We start from the raw sequence: 18,374 nt of genomic DNA on the forward strand, positions 1-18,374 counted from the left end.
GTCCCTCGCGCGGTGACTACCGTGGACGGGTTCTCCGACGCGGGAGGGATCCATGGCAGGCACGTACGACGACACGGGCACGGACGGCGAGGAGGCGCTGGCCGGGGACGGTGTCACCCAGGGCATCGTGTGCGTGGCGGGCACCGTCCGCCGCCCGGTCCGGCCCTTCACGGCCACCGTCCAGGCGTACCTGGCGCACCTGCGCGCGGTGGGCTTCACGGACGCCCCCACGCCGCTCGGCTACGACGACCAGGGGCGCGAGGTGCTCTCGTTCGTGCCCGGGGACGTCCCCGGCGAGCCCCTCCCGGCGGACACCGCGCGCGAGGAGGTCCTGGTCGAGCTCGCGCGGCTCGTCCGCCGGCTCCACGACGCCGCGCAGGGCTGGACGCCACCCGAGGACGCGGTCTGGGGAGGACTGCCCGGGAGGCGCAACACCGACGCCACCTCCGACGGCGAACCCCAGGTGGTCGGGCACCGCGACTACTGCCCCGGCAACGTCGTCTTCCGCGACGGACTGCCCGCGGCGCTGATCGACTTCGACCTCGCCAAGCCGACGAGCAGGGTCGACGACCTCGCCAACGCCCTGTACTACTGGGCGCCGCTGCTCGACCCGCGGGACAGATCGCCCGCGTACGCCGATCTCGACGTCCCCCGCCGCGTCGCCCTGTTCGCCGGCGCCTATGGCATGACCGGGCGGCAGCGGGAGGTCCTGGTCCCGGCGGCGGCTCGTATGATCGGCCGGTTCCACGTGAACATGCGGGCCGCCGCCGAGGTGGACCCGGTCTTCCGGCGGTTCTGGGACGAGGGCGCGAGGGACCGGCTGCCGAGGGCCGAGTCGTGGGTCCGCGAGCACGGGCCCGCCATCACCGCGCGGCTCCTCGCCTGACGCCGGACGTCCGGCGGGACGCGACGGGGAGGCTTGCCTAGGCTGGGGAATGACCGATCATGCGTTCCCGTGACTCGGGGGTCTTCGACGGGGTGTATCTGGTCCCCGTGTCCCGGTACCGGGAGGTGGCCGCACGCCTGGAGCTCCTGGTCACCTGATGGATCTCCTCGGCGTTCCGCCCTGGGACCCACCAGCGTGGGCGCCATGTGCGAAATTTCATGATGCGTAGTTGATTGAGAGGGCGGGTTTCAATGGACAAGCGTGTTCTCGGTGACGGCGGGCCCGAACTGTCGGTGGTCGGCATCGGGTGCAACAACTTCGGGTCGCGCATCGACGCGGACGCCGCCGCCGCGGTCGTGCACGCGGCCCTGGACGCCGGCATCACCCACTTCGACACCGCCGAGATGTACGGCGGCGGCAGGTCGGAGGAGTACCTCGGCGCCGCGCTCGGCTCCCGCCGTGACGACGTGATGATCGCCACTAAGTTCGTCCCCCGGGAGGGCGCGTACCGGCCGGGGGCGCTCGCGGACCACATCCGCAGGTCGGCGGAGGGCAGCCTGCGCCGCCTCGGCACCGACCGCATCGACCTCTACTACCAGCACTTCCCCGACCCGGACGCGCCGATCGAGGAGGTGCTGGAGACGCTGGACGAGCTGGTGCGCGCGGGCAAGGTCCTGCACGTCGCGTCCTCTAACTTCTCGGCCGGGCAGATCGAGCGGGCGCAGGACGTGTCCACTGGGAAGGGATGGGCGCGGTTCACCGGCACGCAGATCGAATGGAGCCTGCTGTCCCGCGACGTCGAGGAGTCCATCGTGCCGGCGGCCACGGCGGCCGGCGTCGGGGTCGTCCCCTACTTCCCGCTGGCCTCGGGGATGCTGACCGGCAAGTACCGCCGCGGCGAGGAACTCCCGGCCGGTAGCCGCCTCGCGGGCAACGTCGACTATGCGGCCCGCCTCGCGACCGGCGAGAACTTCACCAAGGTCGAGGCCTTGGAGGCGTTCGCCGCCGAGCGCGGGCACACGGTCGTCGAGCTGGCGATCGGCTGGCTGCTGGCCCAGCCGTCCGTGGCCTCGGTCATCGCGGGCGCCACCCGGCCAGAGCAGGTCGCCGCCAACGCGGGCAGGGTGTGGACGATGACCCCCGAGGAGGCCGCCGCCATCGCGTCCCTCGCCCACTGACGCCCCCGGCGCGGCCACGGCGGTGCGGGTCCGCGCCGAGCGGCGGTGCGGGCTCGCGTCGAGCGGCGGTGCGGGCTCGCGTCGAGCGGCGGTTCCGGTCGCGTCGTTCCGCGCCGGTCCGCGTCTCAGCCGCGCGGCGCGTACATGATGACGAGGACGCCGAGCACGCAGACGGCCGCTCCGATGACGTCCCAGCGGTCGGGCCGGAACCCGTCCACGACCACGCCCCAGATGAGCGACCCCGCGACGAAGACCCCGCCGTAGGCGGCGAGGATGCGCCCGAAGTGGGCATCCGGCTGAAAGGTGGCCACCAGCCCGTACAGCCCGAGCGCGACGAACCCGGCCCCTGCCCACAACAGCCCGCGATGCTCACGCACCCCCTGCCAGACCAGCCAGGCCCCGCCGATTTCGGCAACGGCGGCCACCAGGAACAACAGAAGCGAACGTGCGACGGTCACCCGGCAGAGTCTAAAGAATGAGTCCGAAGAGGGTTGTCCCAGCCGGCCGAGCGCCGTCCGGGGCCCGCGTGGGCGAGCCCTGGCCAACGAAGCCTACGTAGGGATGCCCGGGATCATGGGACCCCCGTACGTCATCCAGATGGCGGTCGTGAGAACTCCGCCCAGGACCGCGGCTCCGATGGCGCGGATGTACATGCGTTTCTCCTCGTTGGACGGGGACACATCTTCGTGCCCGTGATCACCCTAGAGGTTTGGCGTGATGAACCATGACATCTAGGGATCTCGCCACTACCGCCGAATTCCGCCTCAGGGTGCGCATATTGATAGCGCGTGAACATGGACAACACTCGTCGCACCCATAGGGAGTTGTGCCGCCATCCGATATCCGTGTTCGGCCCGTCCGGCCGGAACATCGGCCGGCATTCGCCGGAGTCGCCGCGTTGATTCCCATAAGTCCGTGGGATGGAATGTGCCGGTATGGCAGGGGCCTTGACGAGGGCTTCCAGCAGAGGCAAGCATGTAGAGGCCCTGTCGGTCGCTTATTCGATCCATTCGGCAATGGTCTCCTGAGTGTGCGGGCGCGCTCATGACTAGCGCGGGACGGTGAATGCCGGGTAGCGGGAAGAAGGAGAAAGCCGAGGGCCAGGTCAATGAACTGAGCGGGACCGTCCACGGGCCCGTCGTTCAGGCGCGAGACGTCCACGGCGGAATTCATCTGCACCACGCGTCCGTCCCGTTGCCCAAGCCGGGGCAACTGCCCCCGGCCGGTGCGCTGGTCGGCCGGGCCGCGGTGCTCGCCCGGCTGGACGCGATGCGCGCGCGCCAGAGCGAGGCGGGCGTCCCCATGGTGGTGGTGGTCAGCGGGCCTCCGGGGATCGGCAAGACGGCGGTGGCGCTGCACTGGTCCCAGAGGCGGCGGGCCGGCTTTCCGGACGGCCAGCTCTTCGCTGACCTGCAGGGACACGCCACTGCCGACTCCCCGGTGCAGCCCACCGAGGTGCTCGGACGGTTCATCCGCGCCTTCGGGATCGCGCCCGAGCGCATTCCCGCCGGGCTGGCGGAACGTTCCGCGCTCTACCAGTCGCTGGTGGCCGAACGCCGCCTCGTCGTCGTGCTGGACGACGCCTTGTCGGCGGCCCAGGTCGGCCCGCTGTTGCCGGCCTCGGTGAACAGCGTCGCGGTCGTGACGAGCCGGTGGCGGCTGGCCGGGCTCCTGGCACGTGGTGCGCGGGCGGTGCACCTCGACCGGCTGGCGACGGACGCGTCGCTGGAACTGCTGGAGAGAACCGTGGGCGAGGACCGGGTGCGGGAGGACCCGCGGGCCGCCCGTGAGCTGGCGGAGTTGTGCGCGCGGCTGCCGCTCGCCCTGTGCGTGGCCGCCGCCCGGCTGGCCGCCCGGCCGCACTGGCCCCTGGCGGGGATGGTCGAGGCGCTGGCCAACGAGCGGCAGCGCCTCACCGCGTTGTCGGTGGAGGACGACATGACGATCCGCGCCGCGCTCACGCTCTCCTACCAAGGGCTCGCCCTGCCCGAGGCCGCGCGCCTTTACAGGCTGCTCGGCCTGTTCCCGGCGGTGACGTTCGACGGCAGGGCCGCCGCCGCCATGGCAGGGCTCCCGTTCGCCGAGGTCCGGCTGCTGCTGGAGGTGCTGCTGGACGCCAACCTGCTGGAGGACGTGCCGGGCGGAGGCTACCGCTTCCACGACCTGACCCGGCTGCACGCGGGGGAGCTGGCCGAGCGGGAGGACCCGCCCGCCGCGCGCGACGAGGCCGTGCGCAGGGCACTCGACTGGTTCCTGGACGGAGCCGCCGCGGCGAACCGGACGGCGATGCCGTACCGTCGCGTCCGGCGCGACGCGGTGGTCTTCGACCCCGCCGAGCCTCTCACGTTCGCCGACGCCGCCGAGGCGCTCGACTGGCTGGAGCGGGAGTTCCACAACCTGCGGGCCGCCGCGCGCACGGCCTTCGAGCGTGGCCTGTTCCCTCTCGCATGGCAGCTCGTGGACGGAATGTGGCCGTTGTTCCTCCACCGGGGACACCACGCCGAGCGCCTGGAGGTGGACCTGCTGGGCCTGGCGGCGGCACGCGCCGCGTCCGACTCCCACGCCGAGGCCAAGATGCTGAACCGGGCCGGAATGGCCCTGCGCACACTGGGCCGGCTGGACGAGGCCGCCGACCACTTCGGCCGGGCGCTGGAGATCTGGCGCCGTGAGGGGAACGCCCAGCGGGTGTCGGGCGCCCTGCGCCGGCTGGGGTTCGTGGAACGCGACCGGGGGCGCACCGGCCAGGCCGTCGCCCTGTTCGAGGAGGCCCTGGAGGGCTACCGGGCGGAGGGAGTACCGCGCAAGATCGCCCTGGCGTTATGCGACCTGGGCGACGCGCTGATCGGCCAGGGCCGCCAGGAGGAGGCCGTCGCACGTCTCATGGAGGCACGACGGCTCCTCGCGTCCGAACCCGACGAGTACAACCGGGCCCGGGTCCTCATCCTGCTCGGCAGGGCCCGCCTCGATGACCCTGCCGCCGCGGCCGGTCTCCTGGAAGAGGGGCTGCGGAACATGCGGCGTATCGGCTCGGACACCGGGGAGGCGGAGGCCCTTAAGGCGCTCGGCGACCTGGCGGTCCGCGATGGGCGGCCACGGGACGCGCGCGGCCACTACGAGCGGGCGCGGGACCTGCTCCTTCGGCACGGAGCCGATGTCACCTGGCTGACCGGCCTGCTGGAGGGCCTCGCCGGCGCCTGACGGTCACGTGCCCCACCGCCCGATGACCGTGGGCGGCATGGACGCGTTTTTCAGGGCCGAAAGCTCCTCGCAGGTCAGGGACGCGGATACCGGCGCGCGGTGCCCGATCTTCCAGCCCGCGTGCACGACTGCTGCCTGTAACGCGCGGATCGGATCCTCCGTGGCGGCCCAGACATGAAGGAACGTGCCGAACAGCGCGTCGCCCGCCCCCAAGGTGTTGACGACCTCCCTCGGGGTGACGGCCTCCACCCGGATCAGGGTGCCCTCCCGGGTGGCGGCCAGCGCGCCCTGTCCGCCGAGCCCGATGCCCGCCACCCGGCAGCGGGGGTACCGGTCGAAGAGCCTCTCGACCCACAGCGAGGGCGAGACCGGCAGGCATTCGTGGCTGCAGAAGATGATCTCCGCGCTCTCCAACCACGGGAGGTTGTAGGCGTCGCCGAGATCGGTGATCAGATGGACGTCCACGGCGATGGGGACGCCGAGCCGCGCCGCCGGCCGGACCAGATCGCGGACGAACTTCGCGTTCGTCATGACCAGCAGGTCCGCCTCCTGGGCCTGTGACGCGAAGAGGTCCCACGGGTAGGTGACGCCGTTGACCGGCGCCAGATGGGGGAAGCCCATGCGGCGGCCGTCGGGCGTCACGAGCGTCACGCCCGACGACGACGCGCTTCCCTCAACGATCCCCGGGCCGAGAAGGCGCTCGCGGCCGAGTTCGGCGGTGATCGCGGCGCCCGCCGCGTCCCGGCCGACCACGCTGCACAGGCGGACGTCGTCGCCCAGCGCCCTCAGGACCCGCGCGATGTGGCCCGCCGCCCCGGACACCCCGGTCTCGAGCCAGCGCGGCGCCCACGTGGGGGCGTACCGCACCGGGAACTCCTGTATCCCCACCTGCGTGTAGAAGCTGACGGCCCCGGCCACGACGATCCTCCGGCTCACGCGGACATCCCTTCCGCGCCCGACTCCGCGCCCGACGGCACGCGACGCACCAGCCGGATCCGTCCCCGCCCCGCCACCTCGAAGGACGACGCGAGCCGCTCCTCGGTCCTGCCGGTGTAGCGGCCGGCGATCACTGTGGCGGTGGCGAGGCTTTCCAGCGGCATCCGCGCGGCCCACCAGCCGTACAGGAACGAGCCGTACACGGCGGGCCACGGCCCGGCGGCGGCCTGGAAGCCCGCCGCACCGGTGATCGACACGAGCGGGCCGTCGCGCAGGGCGGCCAGGCATCCGTTCCTGCACCTGGCGACCACCACCGCGCAGCCCGGATGCCCGTCGAGCACGCCGGGGCCGCAGGGCGGCGCGGCGACCTCGGCCGGGCTCGCGCCCACCAGTACGTCGGCGACCTCGTGCGCGTCTCCGGCCGCGGGGCCGCCGAGGTCCGCGACGATGTGCGTGTCGCCGAAGACGCGTTCCCCGGGAGACGGCTCGCAGCGGCGCGGCCCCCGGGTGACGAGCATGAGGTACGGCGTCCGCAGCGAGCCGCCGCGGGGGATGACGAGCACCGCCGGCGCGCCCGGCAGGCCGCCGGTCGTCCCGGCGGACGACGGGGGCCGGGTGAGCCGCAGCGCGCGCTCCAGCCGGAACAGCCGGATCTCGACCAGTTTCTCTAACATGCGGGATCTCTCCATTGCCGACGTGCGCGTCATTTGACGAGGTAGGGAAGGGCGGCGGGCCTGGCTGCCGGGACGATCGACGGCCGGCGCAGCTTCAGCAGGCGGTAGATGAGGCTGTGCATGTTCTCGTTGAACTTGCCGGGCGCGGAGGTGATGCGTTCGGTGACCCGGGAGTAGTGGCCCGGCCCCACCTCCGTCGCGGCCTCGATCAGTTGCTCGCGCAGCGACCGGCGCGGGGAGACGCGGGGAGCGATGGCCGCGAGGTGGGTGAAACCGGACGCCGGGTCGACGGTGGTGTGCGGGTACTGGGCGAGCATGACCGGCGCCCCGGTCGCCGCGCCGTACAGAGTGGCCGACCCGTGGTCGCCGACGACCCAGTCGGCCGCGGCGAGGACCCCGCGCCAGTCCGCCCCGGGCGGCACGACCATCAGGCCCTGCCGCAGGCAGTCGGCGAGCCAGGTGCGGATCTGCCAGACGCCGTGCCCGAACCAGGTGTTCGGGTGGAGCAGCGCCACGACGCGGAACTCCTGCCGGGGCAGCTCGGCGACCAGTCGCGCGATCACGTCGAAACGCCGGTTGAACAGCGACTGCGTGCCCCAGGTCGAGGTCACCACGACCAGCTTCTGGTTCTCTCCCACAGACAGCGCTCTGCGGTAGTCGTCGCGGTGCGGCAGGCTCGCGACCAACGTGTCGTACGACGAGTCCCCCACGACGACGCCCACGGGAAGCGCCTCGGGGCAGGACCGGCCCAGCCGCTCCAGCTCGGACTCGTGCGGCAGGACGATGGCCGTCGGCACCACGGCGCCGTCGTGCAGCAACCGCTGGGCGTCCAGCCCGTACGCCGGGCGCGCGCCCGTGTTGCGGGCGGCGTCGCGGGGAGCGGGCACGAGCTTGTTGAAGCCGGCGCCGTGCGGCATGACGATGAGCGGCGCGTGCACCTCGTGCAGCGCGCCCAGGCTCGCCGCGATGGCGAGGTCGAACCGCTGTTGCCGCGTCGCCTGGAGCCAGGGAAGTGCTATGCCTTCCAGGCGATCCATGAACCGTTGGACCCCGTTCCCGAAAACATCCGGGGCCATGGTGAAGACGACCTGAATTCTCAGGTCCGACTCGACGAGACGAATCGCGTCGAGGAGTCGCTGTCCCGAGGTGACGGTGTGCACGACCACGAGAACCGACTTGCAGCCCTCGCGCGTCACCCACCGGCGGGCGTCAAGCCCGATCGGGACCCGGTGCCATTCGTGTTCATTCATTTGTTCGACGTGCCCCCTTGGTCCAGCCTTCGGCTGCGGCGATCCCTGCATCGCCTGCTTCGAGCGTGAGGACCGGACCTTGCGGAAACCCTTGCGGTGCTCTTGCCGTCGGCTCGCGGCCTCGCACATATAGGGGTGGCGGGCCGTTCGTCGTGCGCTTACTACTGGATCTGACTTGCGTTCGGTGAAAAAATGTCAGGCCAGAGCCGTAAGGCAGGTCCCGCGGAAAGGGGCTCGAATGGAATTCCGTATTCTCGGTCCAGTCGAGTTTTGGTCCCAAGGACAACGGTTAGACCTGGGCTGGGCCCGAGAACGCCACATTTTGGCCATCCTTCTCATGAACCTGCGAAAGCCGGTCACGGTGAAGTCGCTCGTCCGCAACCTCTGGGAGGGTACCCCGCCGGACAAAGCCCGCGACCTTCTGTACAGCGCCGTGACCCGGCTGAGGAGGGGACCGTTGAGCGGTGCCGGCGAAGGTGTGAGTCTGCGCAATATCTCCGGGGCCTACGTGCTCGATACCGATCCTCAGAACGTCGACTATCACCGGTTCCGCACGCTCCGGTCGCAGGCTCGCGCGCTGACGGAGGCTAGGGAGACTGTGGGCGCCATCGGCGTGTACCGGGAGATGGCCCGGCTCCGGCGCGGAGAACCCCTGGCGGGACTGTCAGGCGCTTGGGCGATCGGAACCCGCCGGAACCTGGAGGAGGAACTGCTGCTCAGCACCGTGGACCGTATCAACCTCGAGATCCGGCAGGACGTCGGCGCCGACCTTCTGACCGAACTGGACGAATTGATCAAACGATTCCCGTTCAACGAGAAGCTGGTCGAGCTGCGAATGCTGGCGCTCTACCGAAGCGGCCGCCCGACGGACGCTCTCGCCGCCTACCGCCAGGCTCACCAGCGCCTGGCACGCGGCGTCGGCATCCAACCCTCCCCAGCGCTCCGGGAGGTGCATGAGCGCATCCTCCGGGGCGATCCGGCGCTGCTGCCCGAGCCCGGGCCTCGCGTCCACAGGGGGCGAAACAATCTTGTTCACGACACCGCCGCCTTCACGGGACGGACGGCCGAGCTCGATCAGATACTCAGGCGGCAGGCGCGGAAGGACGCGGTCACCGTGATCGCGATCGACGGCATGCCGGGTGTCGGCAAGACCGCGCTGGCCGTGCACCTGGCTCACCGGCTCACCGAGGAGTATCCGGACGGGCTGCTCTACCTCGACCTCCACAGCCACGACGCCCGGCAAGAGCGGATGGACCCGGTGACCGCCCTCGGTCGGCTCCTGCGCGATCTGGGCGTCACTTCCGTCAGGGACGGGCTCGACCCCGTCCCGCATGGGCTTGACGAGCGGGCGACGATGTGGCGCACCTATCTCGCTCACCGCAAGGTTCTCATCGTTCTGGACGACGCCGCCGGTCATGAACAGGTCAGGCACCTGCTCCCCGGAGTGCCTGGCTGCCTCGTGCTGGTCACGAGCAGGCGTCGGCTGGTCGGGCTGGACAATGCCCAGCCGCTGTCGCTGGACGTGCTGTCCCCCGAGGAGGCCGTCACGCTGTTCGGCAGGGTCCTCCGGCGGCGCCGTGTGACCCCGGAGGAAGAGGACGACGTCGCGACCGTCGTCCGATTATGCGGGTATCTGCCGCTCGCCATTCAGATGGTGGCGAGCCGCCTGGACCACCGGGCCGCGTGGACCGTGGCGGACCTCGCGGACCGGTTGGAGAAGGCCGGCCGGCTGCTGGGGGAGATCCGGGCCGGGGACCGAGAGATCACCGCCGCCTTCGAGCTGTCGTTCCTGGATCTCGCCCCGGACCAGCAGCGGGCCTTTCGACGGCTCGGCCTGCACCCCGGGGTGGAGCTCACCGCCCGGTCGGTGGCGGCGCTGCTGGGGTACGAGGCCGCCGGCGCGGAGAGGTTCCTCGAGGAGCTCATGGACCACCACCTCATCGCCGAGCCGCGACGAGGCCGGTACCGGTTCCACGACCTGATCCGCGAGTACGCCCGCCTCCTGGCCGAGGAGGAGCCGGAGGACGAAAGAGAGGCCACGATCGAGCGGGTCCTCGACTATTACCTGTTCACGGCCGACGCGGCGGACCGCCTGCTCTATCCGTACCGCCTTCGCGGCCCGATCGAGGTGCCCTCCGCGGTGAGCGTCGAGCCGGCCGTCCGTACTGCCCCCGAGGCGCGGGACTGGCTCGCCGTGGAGCTGCAGAACCTTCTCCTCGCCGCTCACTACGCCGACGCTCACGGGTCGAGGAGACACGCGGCACTCCTGGCGCGCGTGCTCGGCCGCTATCTGGAGTTGTGGGGGCCATGGGCCGAGGGAGCGCGACTGCACGAACGTGCCGTGATGATGTGGCGGGACATCGGGGATCAACGGGCGCTGGCGTACGCTCTGGCGGACCTGAGCGTGTTGCAACGGTGTTCCGGTCACTACGACAAGGCGCTCCGCTCGGCGGACGAGGCGCTCGAGATCCAGCGCGCCGCCGGTGACAAGAGGGCGGTCGCCGATCTTCTGGACCAGAAGGGCCTGGTGCACGGGTACCGTTGGGAGTTCGACGTCGCCTTCGGCTATCACGAGCAGGCACTGGACCTTCGGAGGGAAAGCGGCGACCGTTACGGCGAGGTGGACACCCTCAACTACATGGCGAAGGTCCACTACAACCGAGGGGATTACCCCAAGGCCGCGCGCGACCTGGAAACTGCGCTGGAACTGTGCCGGGAGGCCGGCGACCGGGGACGGCAGCGGATGGCCCTCAACAACATCGCCAAGTTGGAAACGCGGCGCGGTGAGTATCGCTCCGCGCTCCGTCTTTACGAGGAAGCCATGTCCGTCGATCCGGTGATGGGTCCGCAGAACGAGGCATCCTGGCTGAACAACGTCGCTGAGGTGTACCGGCACCTGGATCGGTACGTGGACGCGCTCGACCACTATCGGAAAGCGTTGGAAGCCTATAGGGAGATCGGCGATCCGCAGAGCGAGGCGGAGGTACTGAACAATATCGGCAACTGTCTTGTTTGCATGGGGAAAGACGGCGAGGCGCTCATTCACTACCAGAGCGCGCTGCACATCGCGATCGAGATATCGAGTCGCGGTGAGGAGAGCGAGGCGCTCCGGAATATCGGGACCGTCCACCATCGCGCGAATCGCAGTGATTCCGCCCTTGACTATTTTGAGAAGGCGCTGCATCGGGCCAGAGGAATCGGTGACGTGTACCGGGAGGCTCGTGCGCTCGATGAAATGGGCGCCACGCTCGCCCGTACCGGTGAAGCGGCGAGGGGGAGCGCATACTGGAAGCGGGCGCTTGACCTGTACGAGCACCTGGGCGTGCCCGAGGCGGACGCGCTCCGGCGGCGGCTCGCCCGGCGGGACGGTGTCGCGGGGTCGTGAGCCGACCGCCGGTTCGGAGCGCTTCTGCCATCATGGTCGTCGTCCGGAGATCGGGTGTCGTGGATTCAGCTTAAGTAGCGTTATGTACTGATATGGCGCATCGTTCGCCATTTGGAACGTTGTATAGCGATAAATCGGTCCTTTCGCATAATTCGGATAGCGCTGACGGCATCCCATAAGATCGCTGTCGAACAGCTACATCTAACGCGAGCGGTTCTCGCGGAAACCATATGTGAAAGGAACTCATGAAATCCGGTGGCGCTGTGGCGAAGCTCGCGCTCGCCCTCCTGGTGGCCTGGGTGTGGATGATCAACCAGCCGCCCGCCAAGCCCACGGTGTCGTCCGTGGCCGCGGTTAGCACGATCTCGGCTCCGTCGGTCGTAAGCCCGCACGGTTCGGCTCGGTTCACCGGTTCCGTGTGAACGCATGAAGAGTGGGGGAGGCCGCTTGGCCTCCCCCACTCGCGTGTTGATCCGGGGTGGTGTCGTCGGTAGGGCACACCCGAGGCGCACCCTCCACGGTTGATGAAGGGTGCCCCGCGCCCAGGTCAGGCGTACTGTTCGAGTTCTTCTGGGGTTTGGTCTACGTAGCCCTGGCTTACTTCGATGATGACGCCGTCGGGGTCGCGTACCCAGACGGTTTTCCAGCCGGGGATGTACTCGTCGAACTTCAGCGGGCCCAGGGTGATGTGGGCGTCGTCGCCGGCGAGGGCGAGGAAGGCGTCCACGTCGTCCACCTGGAAGGCCAGGTGGCGGGCGATGCCGGGGGTCGCCGGGCCGTCGTTCTCCGCCTCGGGGGCGGGTTCGGCCGTGGAGGGGAACAGTTCGAGCAGGGCCTCCCCGCGGCGGAGGAAGATGATGCGCGTGCCCTCCGCGTCCGCGACCCTGGCCCGCCGGAACCCGAAGTAGCGGGTGTAGAACTCCTCCGTGGCCTTCTGGTCGCGGCAGTTCAGTCCCACGTGCGACCAGCGCAGCGTGTCGGGCATGGTCGGCATGGTCACCGCCTCACTTGCCGAGGATGGGCGCGAACGGCACGCTGTCGTGGAAGTTCGACATGTAGGTGATGAGGCCGTCCGTGACCACGAAATAGTTACAGACCCCGGCCTCGATGGACGCGCCGCCGGTCGTCACGGCCGAGATGTGCGACACGACGGCGGCCTGCTCGCCCTCGACCACGATGTGGACGGGCTTGTTGGCGAAGGACGCGTACGTCTCGGGGAAGCCCTTCATCATGCCGCGCAGGGTCTCGCGGCCCTCGACGTGCCCGGCGAGCTGCTCGTCCATGACCTGGTCGGGTGCGAACAGGTCGCACCAGGTGTCCCAGTCGCCGGCGTTGGCGAGCTCGTAGTAACGGGTGATCACTTCTCTGGTTTCCACGGTCTTCCCTCAGGAGACGGGGGCGCTGTCCTGCACCCAGGTGGGGAGAGGGACATCGATCTGGCGGAGCAGGGTGAGCAGGTCGTCGACCGCCCACCGTTCGGCGAAGCGGCCGTTCTCCACGCGCCAGAGCTCGTGGGTGTACCACTCCAGGGCGTTGCCGGTGGGGGCGACGCCGAGGAAGGGGCCCACGTGGCGGCCGGTGAGCCGGATCCGGGTGAAGACGCGGTCGCCGGTGGCGACGATCTCCTCGGGGTGGGCGACCATCTGCAGGGCGTCGATCACCGCGCCCAGGTTGGTCTGGTAGATGGACAACCCCTCGACGTCGACGAGCCCGGGGTGGTGGTCGACGAAGTCCTCGGTCATCACCTCGTCGAGCCGGTCGAGCTCTCGCGCGTTGAAGAGCTGCGCGAAGCGCTGGTAGAGGAGCTCGCTCATGCCGACTCCGTCCTGCCGAGCACGAGGTCGGCGGCCTTCTCGCCGATCATGATGCACGGCGCGTTCGTGTTGCCCGCGACGATCTGCGGCATGATCGAGGCGTCCGCGACGCGCAGACCCTCGATGCCGTAGACGCGCAGCTTGTCGTCGACCACGGCGCCGTCGCCCGAGCCCATCCGGCAGGTGCCGGTGGGGTGCCACAGCGTCCCGGCGTTCTGGCGGACGTACTCGGCCAGCTCGGCCCGTCCCGTGACGCCCGGCCCGGGGGCGATCTCCTCTTTGACCAGCCCGGAGATGGCGCTGGTGGCGGCGAGAGCCCGGGACAGCTCGATGGCTTCGACGAAGCACTGGACGTCGGCGGGGTCGGTGAGGTACCGGGGCTGGACGATCGGCAGCTCGGACGGGTCGCCCGACTTCAGCGTGACGCTGCCCGTGCTGCGCGGCTGGATGATGACCGGGGCGAAGGTGAAGCCCGGCCCCTCGCGGTCGTAGGCGGGGGAGACGAACTTGATGCTGCCGAAGGCCATCTGCAGGTCCGGCGGCTGCTCGGCCGGCTGACCGCTCGTGTGGGTGAAGAAGCCCGACTCGGCGATCAGCGTGGGGACGAACGGGTGCTCTTCCTTGCTGAGGTAGCAGACCCCGGCGACCATGTGGTCCTGGAGGTTCTGCCCGACTCCGGAGAGGTCGGCGACGACGTCGATGCCGTGCTCGCGAAGGTGCGCCGCCGGGCCGATGCCCGAGAGCATGAGGATCTGCGGCGAGTTGAACGCGCCGCCGCACAGGATCACCTCGCCGTCGGCGTACGCCTGCCGCGTCGTCCCGTCCGTCACGTATTCGACGCCGACGGCGCGGCCGTTGCTGACCAGGACCTTCGTGACGAGGCTGTCGCTGCTCAGCGTGAACCGCTCGTGGTCGAGGATGGGCCACAGGTAGCCGGTGGCGGTGCTCGACCGCTGGAGGTCGTGGGTCTTGCTGGTCTGGTAGTAGAAGACCGTCTCGTCCTGGTCGGCGGCGGCGTTGTAGTCGAACCGCGGCCCCTGGTCCTTGAGGCCGACCTCCCTGCCGGCGGCGAAGAGCCGGGTGGACACCGGGCTGGGGCGGTTGTGGTACAGCACGTTGATCGGTCCGCCGACGCCCCGGTACTCGGAGGGGCCGTCCTCGAAGTCCTCGAGCCTCTTGAAGTACGGCAGCAGTTCCTCGTACGACCAGCCCTCGTTGCCGAGCGCGGCCCAGTTGTCGTAGTCGAGGCGGCTGCCCCGCACGTACAGCATGGCGTTGATCGAGCTGGAGCCGCCCCACACCTTGCCGCGCGCGATGGGCACCGTACGGTCGTGGAGCGCCGGCTGCGGGGCGGTGACGTAGCCCCAGTCGATCTCGCTCGGGCCCCAGAGGGACACGGTGGACGGAACCTTCTCGTCGTGGATCTCCGGCCGGCTGTCGCGGCCTCCGGCCTCGACGAGCAGGACCGTCGCGTCGCTGCCGGTGACCAGCCGGTTGGCGAGGGCGGCGCCGGCCGAGCCCGCGCCGATGACGATGAAGTCGTACGTGTCGCCGCTCATGCTCCCGCGTCCTGCTTGACGAAGTCGGCGGCCCGCTCGGCGACCATGACGACGGCGGTGTGGCAGTTGCCGGTGGTGACCTCGGGCATGACGGAGGCGTCGGCGATGCGCAGCCCGTCGACGCCGTACACGCGCAGCTGGGGGTCGACGACCGAGAGCGCGTCGGTGCCCATCTTGCAGGCGCCGACGTAGTGGTAGTAGGAGCCGAGGTTCTGCTTGACGAACTCGGTGACCTCCTCGCGGGTGGACACCGTGTCGCCAGGGGTGACCTCCTTGACGCCCCACTCGGCGAACGCGCGTGTGCGGAACAGGTCGCGCGCGAGCTCGAAGGCGTCGACCATGCGCTCGCGGTCGGAGGGGTGCGACAGGTAGCGGGGGTCGGCTAGGGGCGCGTCGAGCGGGTCGGCGCTGGCCAGCCGCAGCGTGCCGCGCGCGAGCGGGCGCACCAGGCCGGGGATCATGGTGACGAGCTGCGGGTGCGGCTGGGGCTGGAACTGCGCCCTGTGCACGAAGCCGATCTGCAGGTCGGGCAGGGGCCAGCCGCCGGAGTTGGCGAACAGGCAGACCTCGGACAAGTTCATCGCGGGGTCGGGCGCGGCCCGGTCGGTCATGTTGACCGGCGCGACGATCAGCACGTGGTCGTGGTAGTTCTCGCCGACGCCGGGGAGGTTCACGCGGACGTCGATGCCGAACTGCCTGAGGTGGTTCTCCTGCCCGATGCCGGACAGCATGAGCAGCTTGGGCGTTTCCAGGCCATTGGCGCAGAGGATGACCTCGGAGTTCGCGCGGGCCTGGACGGTCTCGCCGCCGCGCACGAACTCGACGCCGACCGCGCGGTCGCCCTCGAAGATGAGCCTGGTGGCGCGCGAGTCGGCGCTGAGGGTCAGGTTGGGGCGTCCGAGGGCCGGCAGCAGGTACGCCGACCGCACGCTGAACCGCTTGCCGTCCTTGATGTCCAGGTGGTGCCACCCGGCGCCGGTCAGGTTGGCGTTGAAGTCCTCGGTGGACGGGTGGCCGAGCTCGGTGGCCGCGTCGAGGAACGTCTGCGACAGCGGGTTGGGGCCGTGCTTGCTCGCGTTGATGACGTTGACCGGGCCGCCCGTGCCCGCGGTCGGGTTGGTCCGGTCCTCCTGGTTCTCCAGCTTCTGGAAGTACGGCAGGACCTCGTTCCACGACCAGCCGGTGGCGCCGTGGTAGGCCCAGTTGTCGTAGTCCATCTGGTGACCACGCAGGTGGATCATGTGGTACAGGTTGCCGGAGCCGCCGATGCCCTTGCCGGCGGCCAGGTAGACCTTGCGCCCGTCGAGCGCCTCCTGCTCGGCCGTCCAGTACGCCCAGTCGATGGGGGTGAAGTGGTGCTCGGCCCAGCGGTATGGAACGTCGACGGTGGCGGGGATGGTGTCCGAGCCGGCCTCCAGCAGCAGGACCGTCGCGTCCTGTAATTCGCTGAGCCGGTTGGCGATCACCGAGCCGGACGCGCCCGCGCCCACCACGATGTAGTCGTAGGTGTTCGTCACGTCACTACCTCACTTCTCCGCCGGCGACAGCGGGGTCAGCGCGCCGACGCGGTACTTGACGATGGCCAGGCCGTCCGGCGTCTTCGCCAGATCCCAGACCTGGGTGGCACGGAAGCTGTTGCGGCTCCCGTCGGAGGTCGTGGTGGCCGTCCAGATGACCGTGACGTCGACGTGCACCGTGTCGCCGTCGTCACGGGCGTCGAGCCGCTCGACCACGTGCACCTGATCGGTGAAGGACTCGCCGACGACGCGGTACCAGTCCTGGAAGTCGTCGTGGCTGCGTAGCGTGCGCTCGGGGAAGGCCATCTCCAGGTCCCGGTCGACGACCAGGGGAAGCAGCCTTTCGACCGGCTCGTGGGCGCTCAGCCGGTCGAACCACCGCTGCGCGAACTCGGCGGTCTCCGCGTCCAGCGCGAACTGATTGGCTGGCATTATGCCACTCCCTTGATTAGAACGGAATTTAATTATTAAGTCGGAATTGCCCCTTTGGGGCGCTCTGGCGGAAAAGCAGGAGCGCACTCGGATAAATGCACGTAGTGCTGTGCAGGGACTTGACACAGTGCCCTTGCGTTTCCATGAATCCCGTTCTCCGGCCGATACGCGCCCCCATAGCCTCGACGCTGTAGGTGAATGTCCGTTAACGAGGGGGATCGCCCATGCGAGCTCGATCGATCGCGGCCGTGCTGCCAGGGGGTGAGGCCCGCCACCCTGTGCTTCTGCTGTCCTTGGGCACCTTCGCCCTGGGCACGGACGCCTTCGTGATCAGCGGCGTCCTGAACGAGGTCGGACGCGATCTCGGCGTTTCACTCGGAGTCGCAGGACTGCTCATCACCGTGTTCTCCGGCGTCTACGCGGTGTCCGCTCCGATACTCGCCGTACTAACCGGGAATATGTGCCGTCGGCAGCTGCTGTTGTTGAGCCTCGCGGTGTTCATCGCGGCGAATGTGCTCGCCGCCGCGGCGCCCAACTTCACGGTGATGGTCATCGCCCGGGTGGTCGCCGCGATAGGCGGCGCGATGTACACCCCGGTGGCCGTGAGCGCCGCCGCGACGCTCGCCGCGCCGTCCGAGCGGGGCCGCGCCCTCGCCGCGGTGGCGGCCGGGATCACGGTCGCCAACGCGCTCGGCGTGCCGCTCGGCACGCTGATCGGTCACGCGGTGCAGTGGCGGGTGACGTTCGTGTTCGTGGCGATCCTCGGCGTCGTCGCCTTCGTGGGCCTCTCCCGCGCCCTGGAGACGATGCCCTCGCCGGGCGTCGCCTCGCTGCGCCAGCGCATCGCCGTCGCCACGCTGCCCGGGGTACCCACCACCCTGCTCGGCACCTCCCTGGCCATCTGCGGCATTTTCACGCTGTACACCTACCTGACGTGGTTCGCCGACCAGAGCGCCGGCGTCGGCGGCGGCGCCATCACCGCCATCTACCTCGTCTTCGGCCTCCTAGCGGTGGTGTCCAACCTCACGGCCGGGGTGCTCATCGACCGCACCTCTCCGACGCGGGTGGCGCTGCTCTCGATCGTCGGGCTGGCCATCGTCTACAGCGGTCTGTCGGTGTTCGCGGGCATCGGCGTCTCCGGCACCGCCGCGGCGGTCACCCTCGGCGGGCTGGTCGCCGTGTGGTCCATGATCGGCTGGCTGTTCAACCCCTCCCAGCAGCAGCGCCTGCTCACGGCCGCCGGGCCGCAGGGGACGATCGCGCTCTCGCTGAACGCGTCGGCCCTCTCCACCGGCCAGGCCGTCGCCGGCGTCATCGGCGGGCTCATGCTCAGCCGTGGCCCCGGCCAGCTCGCCCTCGCGGCGGCCGCCTGCGAGGTCCTCGCCGTCCTGGCCCTGGCCGCCTCGGCCATGGCGGCACGGCGGACGTCTGCGGTCCCCGTCCGCCCGTTCGCCACTCCCGTCCCGTCCGCGGCCGAGTCACAGACGCCCTAAGGGTGTCCGACTTAACTCAATAAATAGGGGTTGATCCGGCGTACGCCGGGCA

Annotated in this window: 16 protein-coding genes; 6 read left to right on the forward strand and 10 right to left on the reverse strand. The window is 70.0% G+C overall.

The features are described 5' to 3' along the window. Positions 1-52: 52 nt before the first annotated feature. A complete protein-coding gene (locus AB0H21_RS34825; RefSeq protein ID WP_358525453.1) occupies positions 53-886 on the forward strand; it encodes an aminoglycoside phosphotransferase family protein in 834 nt (277 codons plus the stop codon). Between the two features lie 251 nt (positions 887-1,137). Continuing rightward, positions 1,138-2,064, forward strand: a complete 927-nt coding sequence (locus AB0H21_RS34830) for an aldo/keto reductase (RefSeq protein ID WP_358525454.1) — start codon at positions 1,138-1,140, stop codon at positions 2,062-2,064. A 125-nt stretch (positions 2,065-2,189) separates the two neighbouring features. Here AB0H21_RS34830 and AB0H21_RS34835 read toward each other — a convergent pair whose 3' ends face one another. Then, complete coding sequence (locus AB0H21_RS34835) at positions 2,190-2,522, reverse strand: YnfA family protein (RefSeq protein WP_358525455.1); 333 nt, start codon at positions 2,520-2,522, stop codon at positions 2,190-2,192. Positions 2,523-3,129: 607 nt separating this feature from the next. On the opposite strand from AB0H21_RS34835, the gene AB0H21_RS34840 reads away from it, so the two are divergent. Next, on the forward strand, positions 3,130-5,262 hold the full coding sequence (locus AB0H21_RS34840; protein ID WP_358525456.1) for a tetratricopeptide repeat protein: 2,133 nt from the start codon (positions 3,130-3,132) through the stop codon (positions 5,260-5,262). Between the two features lie 3 nt (positions 5,263-5,265). Here the strand turns inward: AB0H21_RS34840 and AB0H21_RS34845 are convergent, their stop codons facing one another. From AB0H21_RS34845 to AB0H21_RS34855, 3 genes are read right to left on the reverse strand one after another with little or no spacing between them, the layout of a single operon-like run. Continuing rightward, positions 5,266-6,198 (reverse strand): carbohydrate kinase family protein, encoded by a 933-nt coding sequence (locus AB0H21_RS34845; RefSeq protein ID WP_358525458.1) that lies wholly within the window; start codon positions 6,196-6,198, stop codon positions 5,266-5,268. Next, on the reverse strand, positions 6,195-6,872 hold the full coding sequence (locus tag AB0H21_RS34850; RefSeq protein ID WP_358525460.1) for a hypothetical protein: 678 nt from the start codon (positions 6,870-6,872) through the stop codon (positions 6,195-6,197). The genes AB0H21_RS34845 and AB0H21_RS34850 overlap by 4 nt, the downstream gene beginning before the upstream one ends. Before the next feature lie 29 nt (positions 6,873-6,901). Beyond that, entirely contained in the window at positions 6,902-8,122 is a 1,221-nt protein-coding gene (locus AB0H21_RS34855) for a hypothetical protein (protein WP_358525462.1), read from the reverse strand. Between the two features lie 337 nt (positions 8,123-8,459). On the opposite strand from AB0H21_RS34855, the gene AB0H21_RS34860 reads away from it, so the two are divergent. Together AB0H21_RS34860 and AB0H21_RS34865 are read left to right on the forward strand one after the other, a co-directional pair. Beyond that, positions 8,460-11,507, forward strand: coding sequence for a tetratricopeptide repeat protein (locus tag AB0H21_RS34860; protein ID WP_358525463.1), 3,048 nt, complete (start codon positions 8,460-8,462; stop codon positions 11,505-11,507). Positions 11,508-11,752: 245 nt separating this feature from the next. Further along, complete coding sequence (locus AB0H21_RS34865) at positions 11,753-11,929, forward strand: hypothetical protein (protein ID WP_358525465.1); 177 nt, start codon at positions 11,753-11,755, stop codon at positions 11,927-11,929. 125 nt (positions 11,930-12,054) lie between these two features. Here the strand turns inward: AB0H21_RS34865 and AB0H21_RS34870 are convergent, their stop codons facing one another. From AB0H21_RS34870 to AB0H21_RS34895, 6 genes are read right to left on the reverse strand one after another with little or no spacing between them, the layout of a single operon-like run. Beyond that, positions 12,055-12,501, reverse strand: a complete 447-nt coding sequence (locus AB0H21_RS34870; protein ID WP_358525467.1) for a VOC family protein — start codon at positions 12,499-12,501, stop codon at positions 12,055-12,057. A 10-nt stretch (positions 12,502-12,511) separates the two neighbouring features. Further along, a complete protein-coding gene (locus AB0H21_RS34875) occupies positions 12,512-12,883 on the reverse strand; it encodes a nuclear transport factor 2 family protein (protein WP_358525469.1) in 372 nt (123 codons plus the stop codon). 9 nt (positions 12,884-12,892) lie between these two features. Next, on the reverse strand, positions 12,893-13,321 hold the full coding sequence (locus AB0H21_RS34880; RefSeq protein WP_358525471.1) for an ester cyclase: 429 nt from the start codon (positions 13,319-13,321) through the stop codon (positions 12,893-12,895). Next, positions 13,318-14,880, reverse strand: a complete 1,563-nt coding sequence (locus tag AB0H21_RS34885) for a GMC family oxidoreductase N-terminal domain-containing protein (protein ID WP_358525472.1) — start codon at positions 14,878-14,880, stop codon at positions 13,318-13,320. Before AB0H21_RS34885 ends, AB0H21_RS34880 begins: the two co-directional genes overlap by 4 nt. After that, positions 14,877-16,397, reverse strand: a complete 1,521-nt coding sequence (locus AB0H21_RS34890) for a GMC family oxidoreductase N-terminal domain-containing protein (RefSeq protein ID WP_358525474.1) — start codon at positions 16,395-16,397, stop codon at positions 14,877-14,879. Before AB0H21_RS34890 ends, AB0H21_RS34885 begins: the two co-directional genes overlap by 4 nt. Before the next feature lie 9 nt (positions 16,398-16,406). Next, the gene (locus AB0H21_RS34895) at positions 16,407-16,829 is read right to left on the reverse strand and encodes a hypothetical protein (RefSeq protein ID WP_358525476.1); all 423 of its coding nucleotides are present in this window, start codon (positions 16,827-16,829) and stop codon (positions 16,407-16,409) included. 224 nt (positions 16,830-17,053) lie between these two features. Here AB0H21_RS34895 and AB0H21_RS34900 point away from each other — a divergent pair, with 224 nt between their 5' ends. Next, entirely contained in the window at positions 17,054-18,322 is a 1,269-nt protein-coding gene (locus AB0H21_RS34900) for an MFS transporter (protein WP_358525478.1), read from the forward strand. The last annotated feature ends 52 nt before the right edge of the window (positions 18,323-18,374 follow it).

The sequence above is a fragment of the Sphaerisporangium sp. NPDC051011 genome, assembly GCF_040653595.1.
In the GTDB taxonomy this organism is placed as follows: Bacteria; Actinomycetota; Actinomycetes; order Streptosporangiales; family Streptosporangiaceae; genus Sphaerisporangium.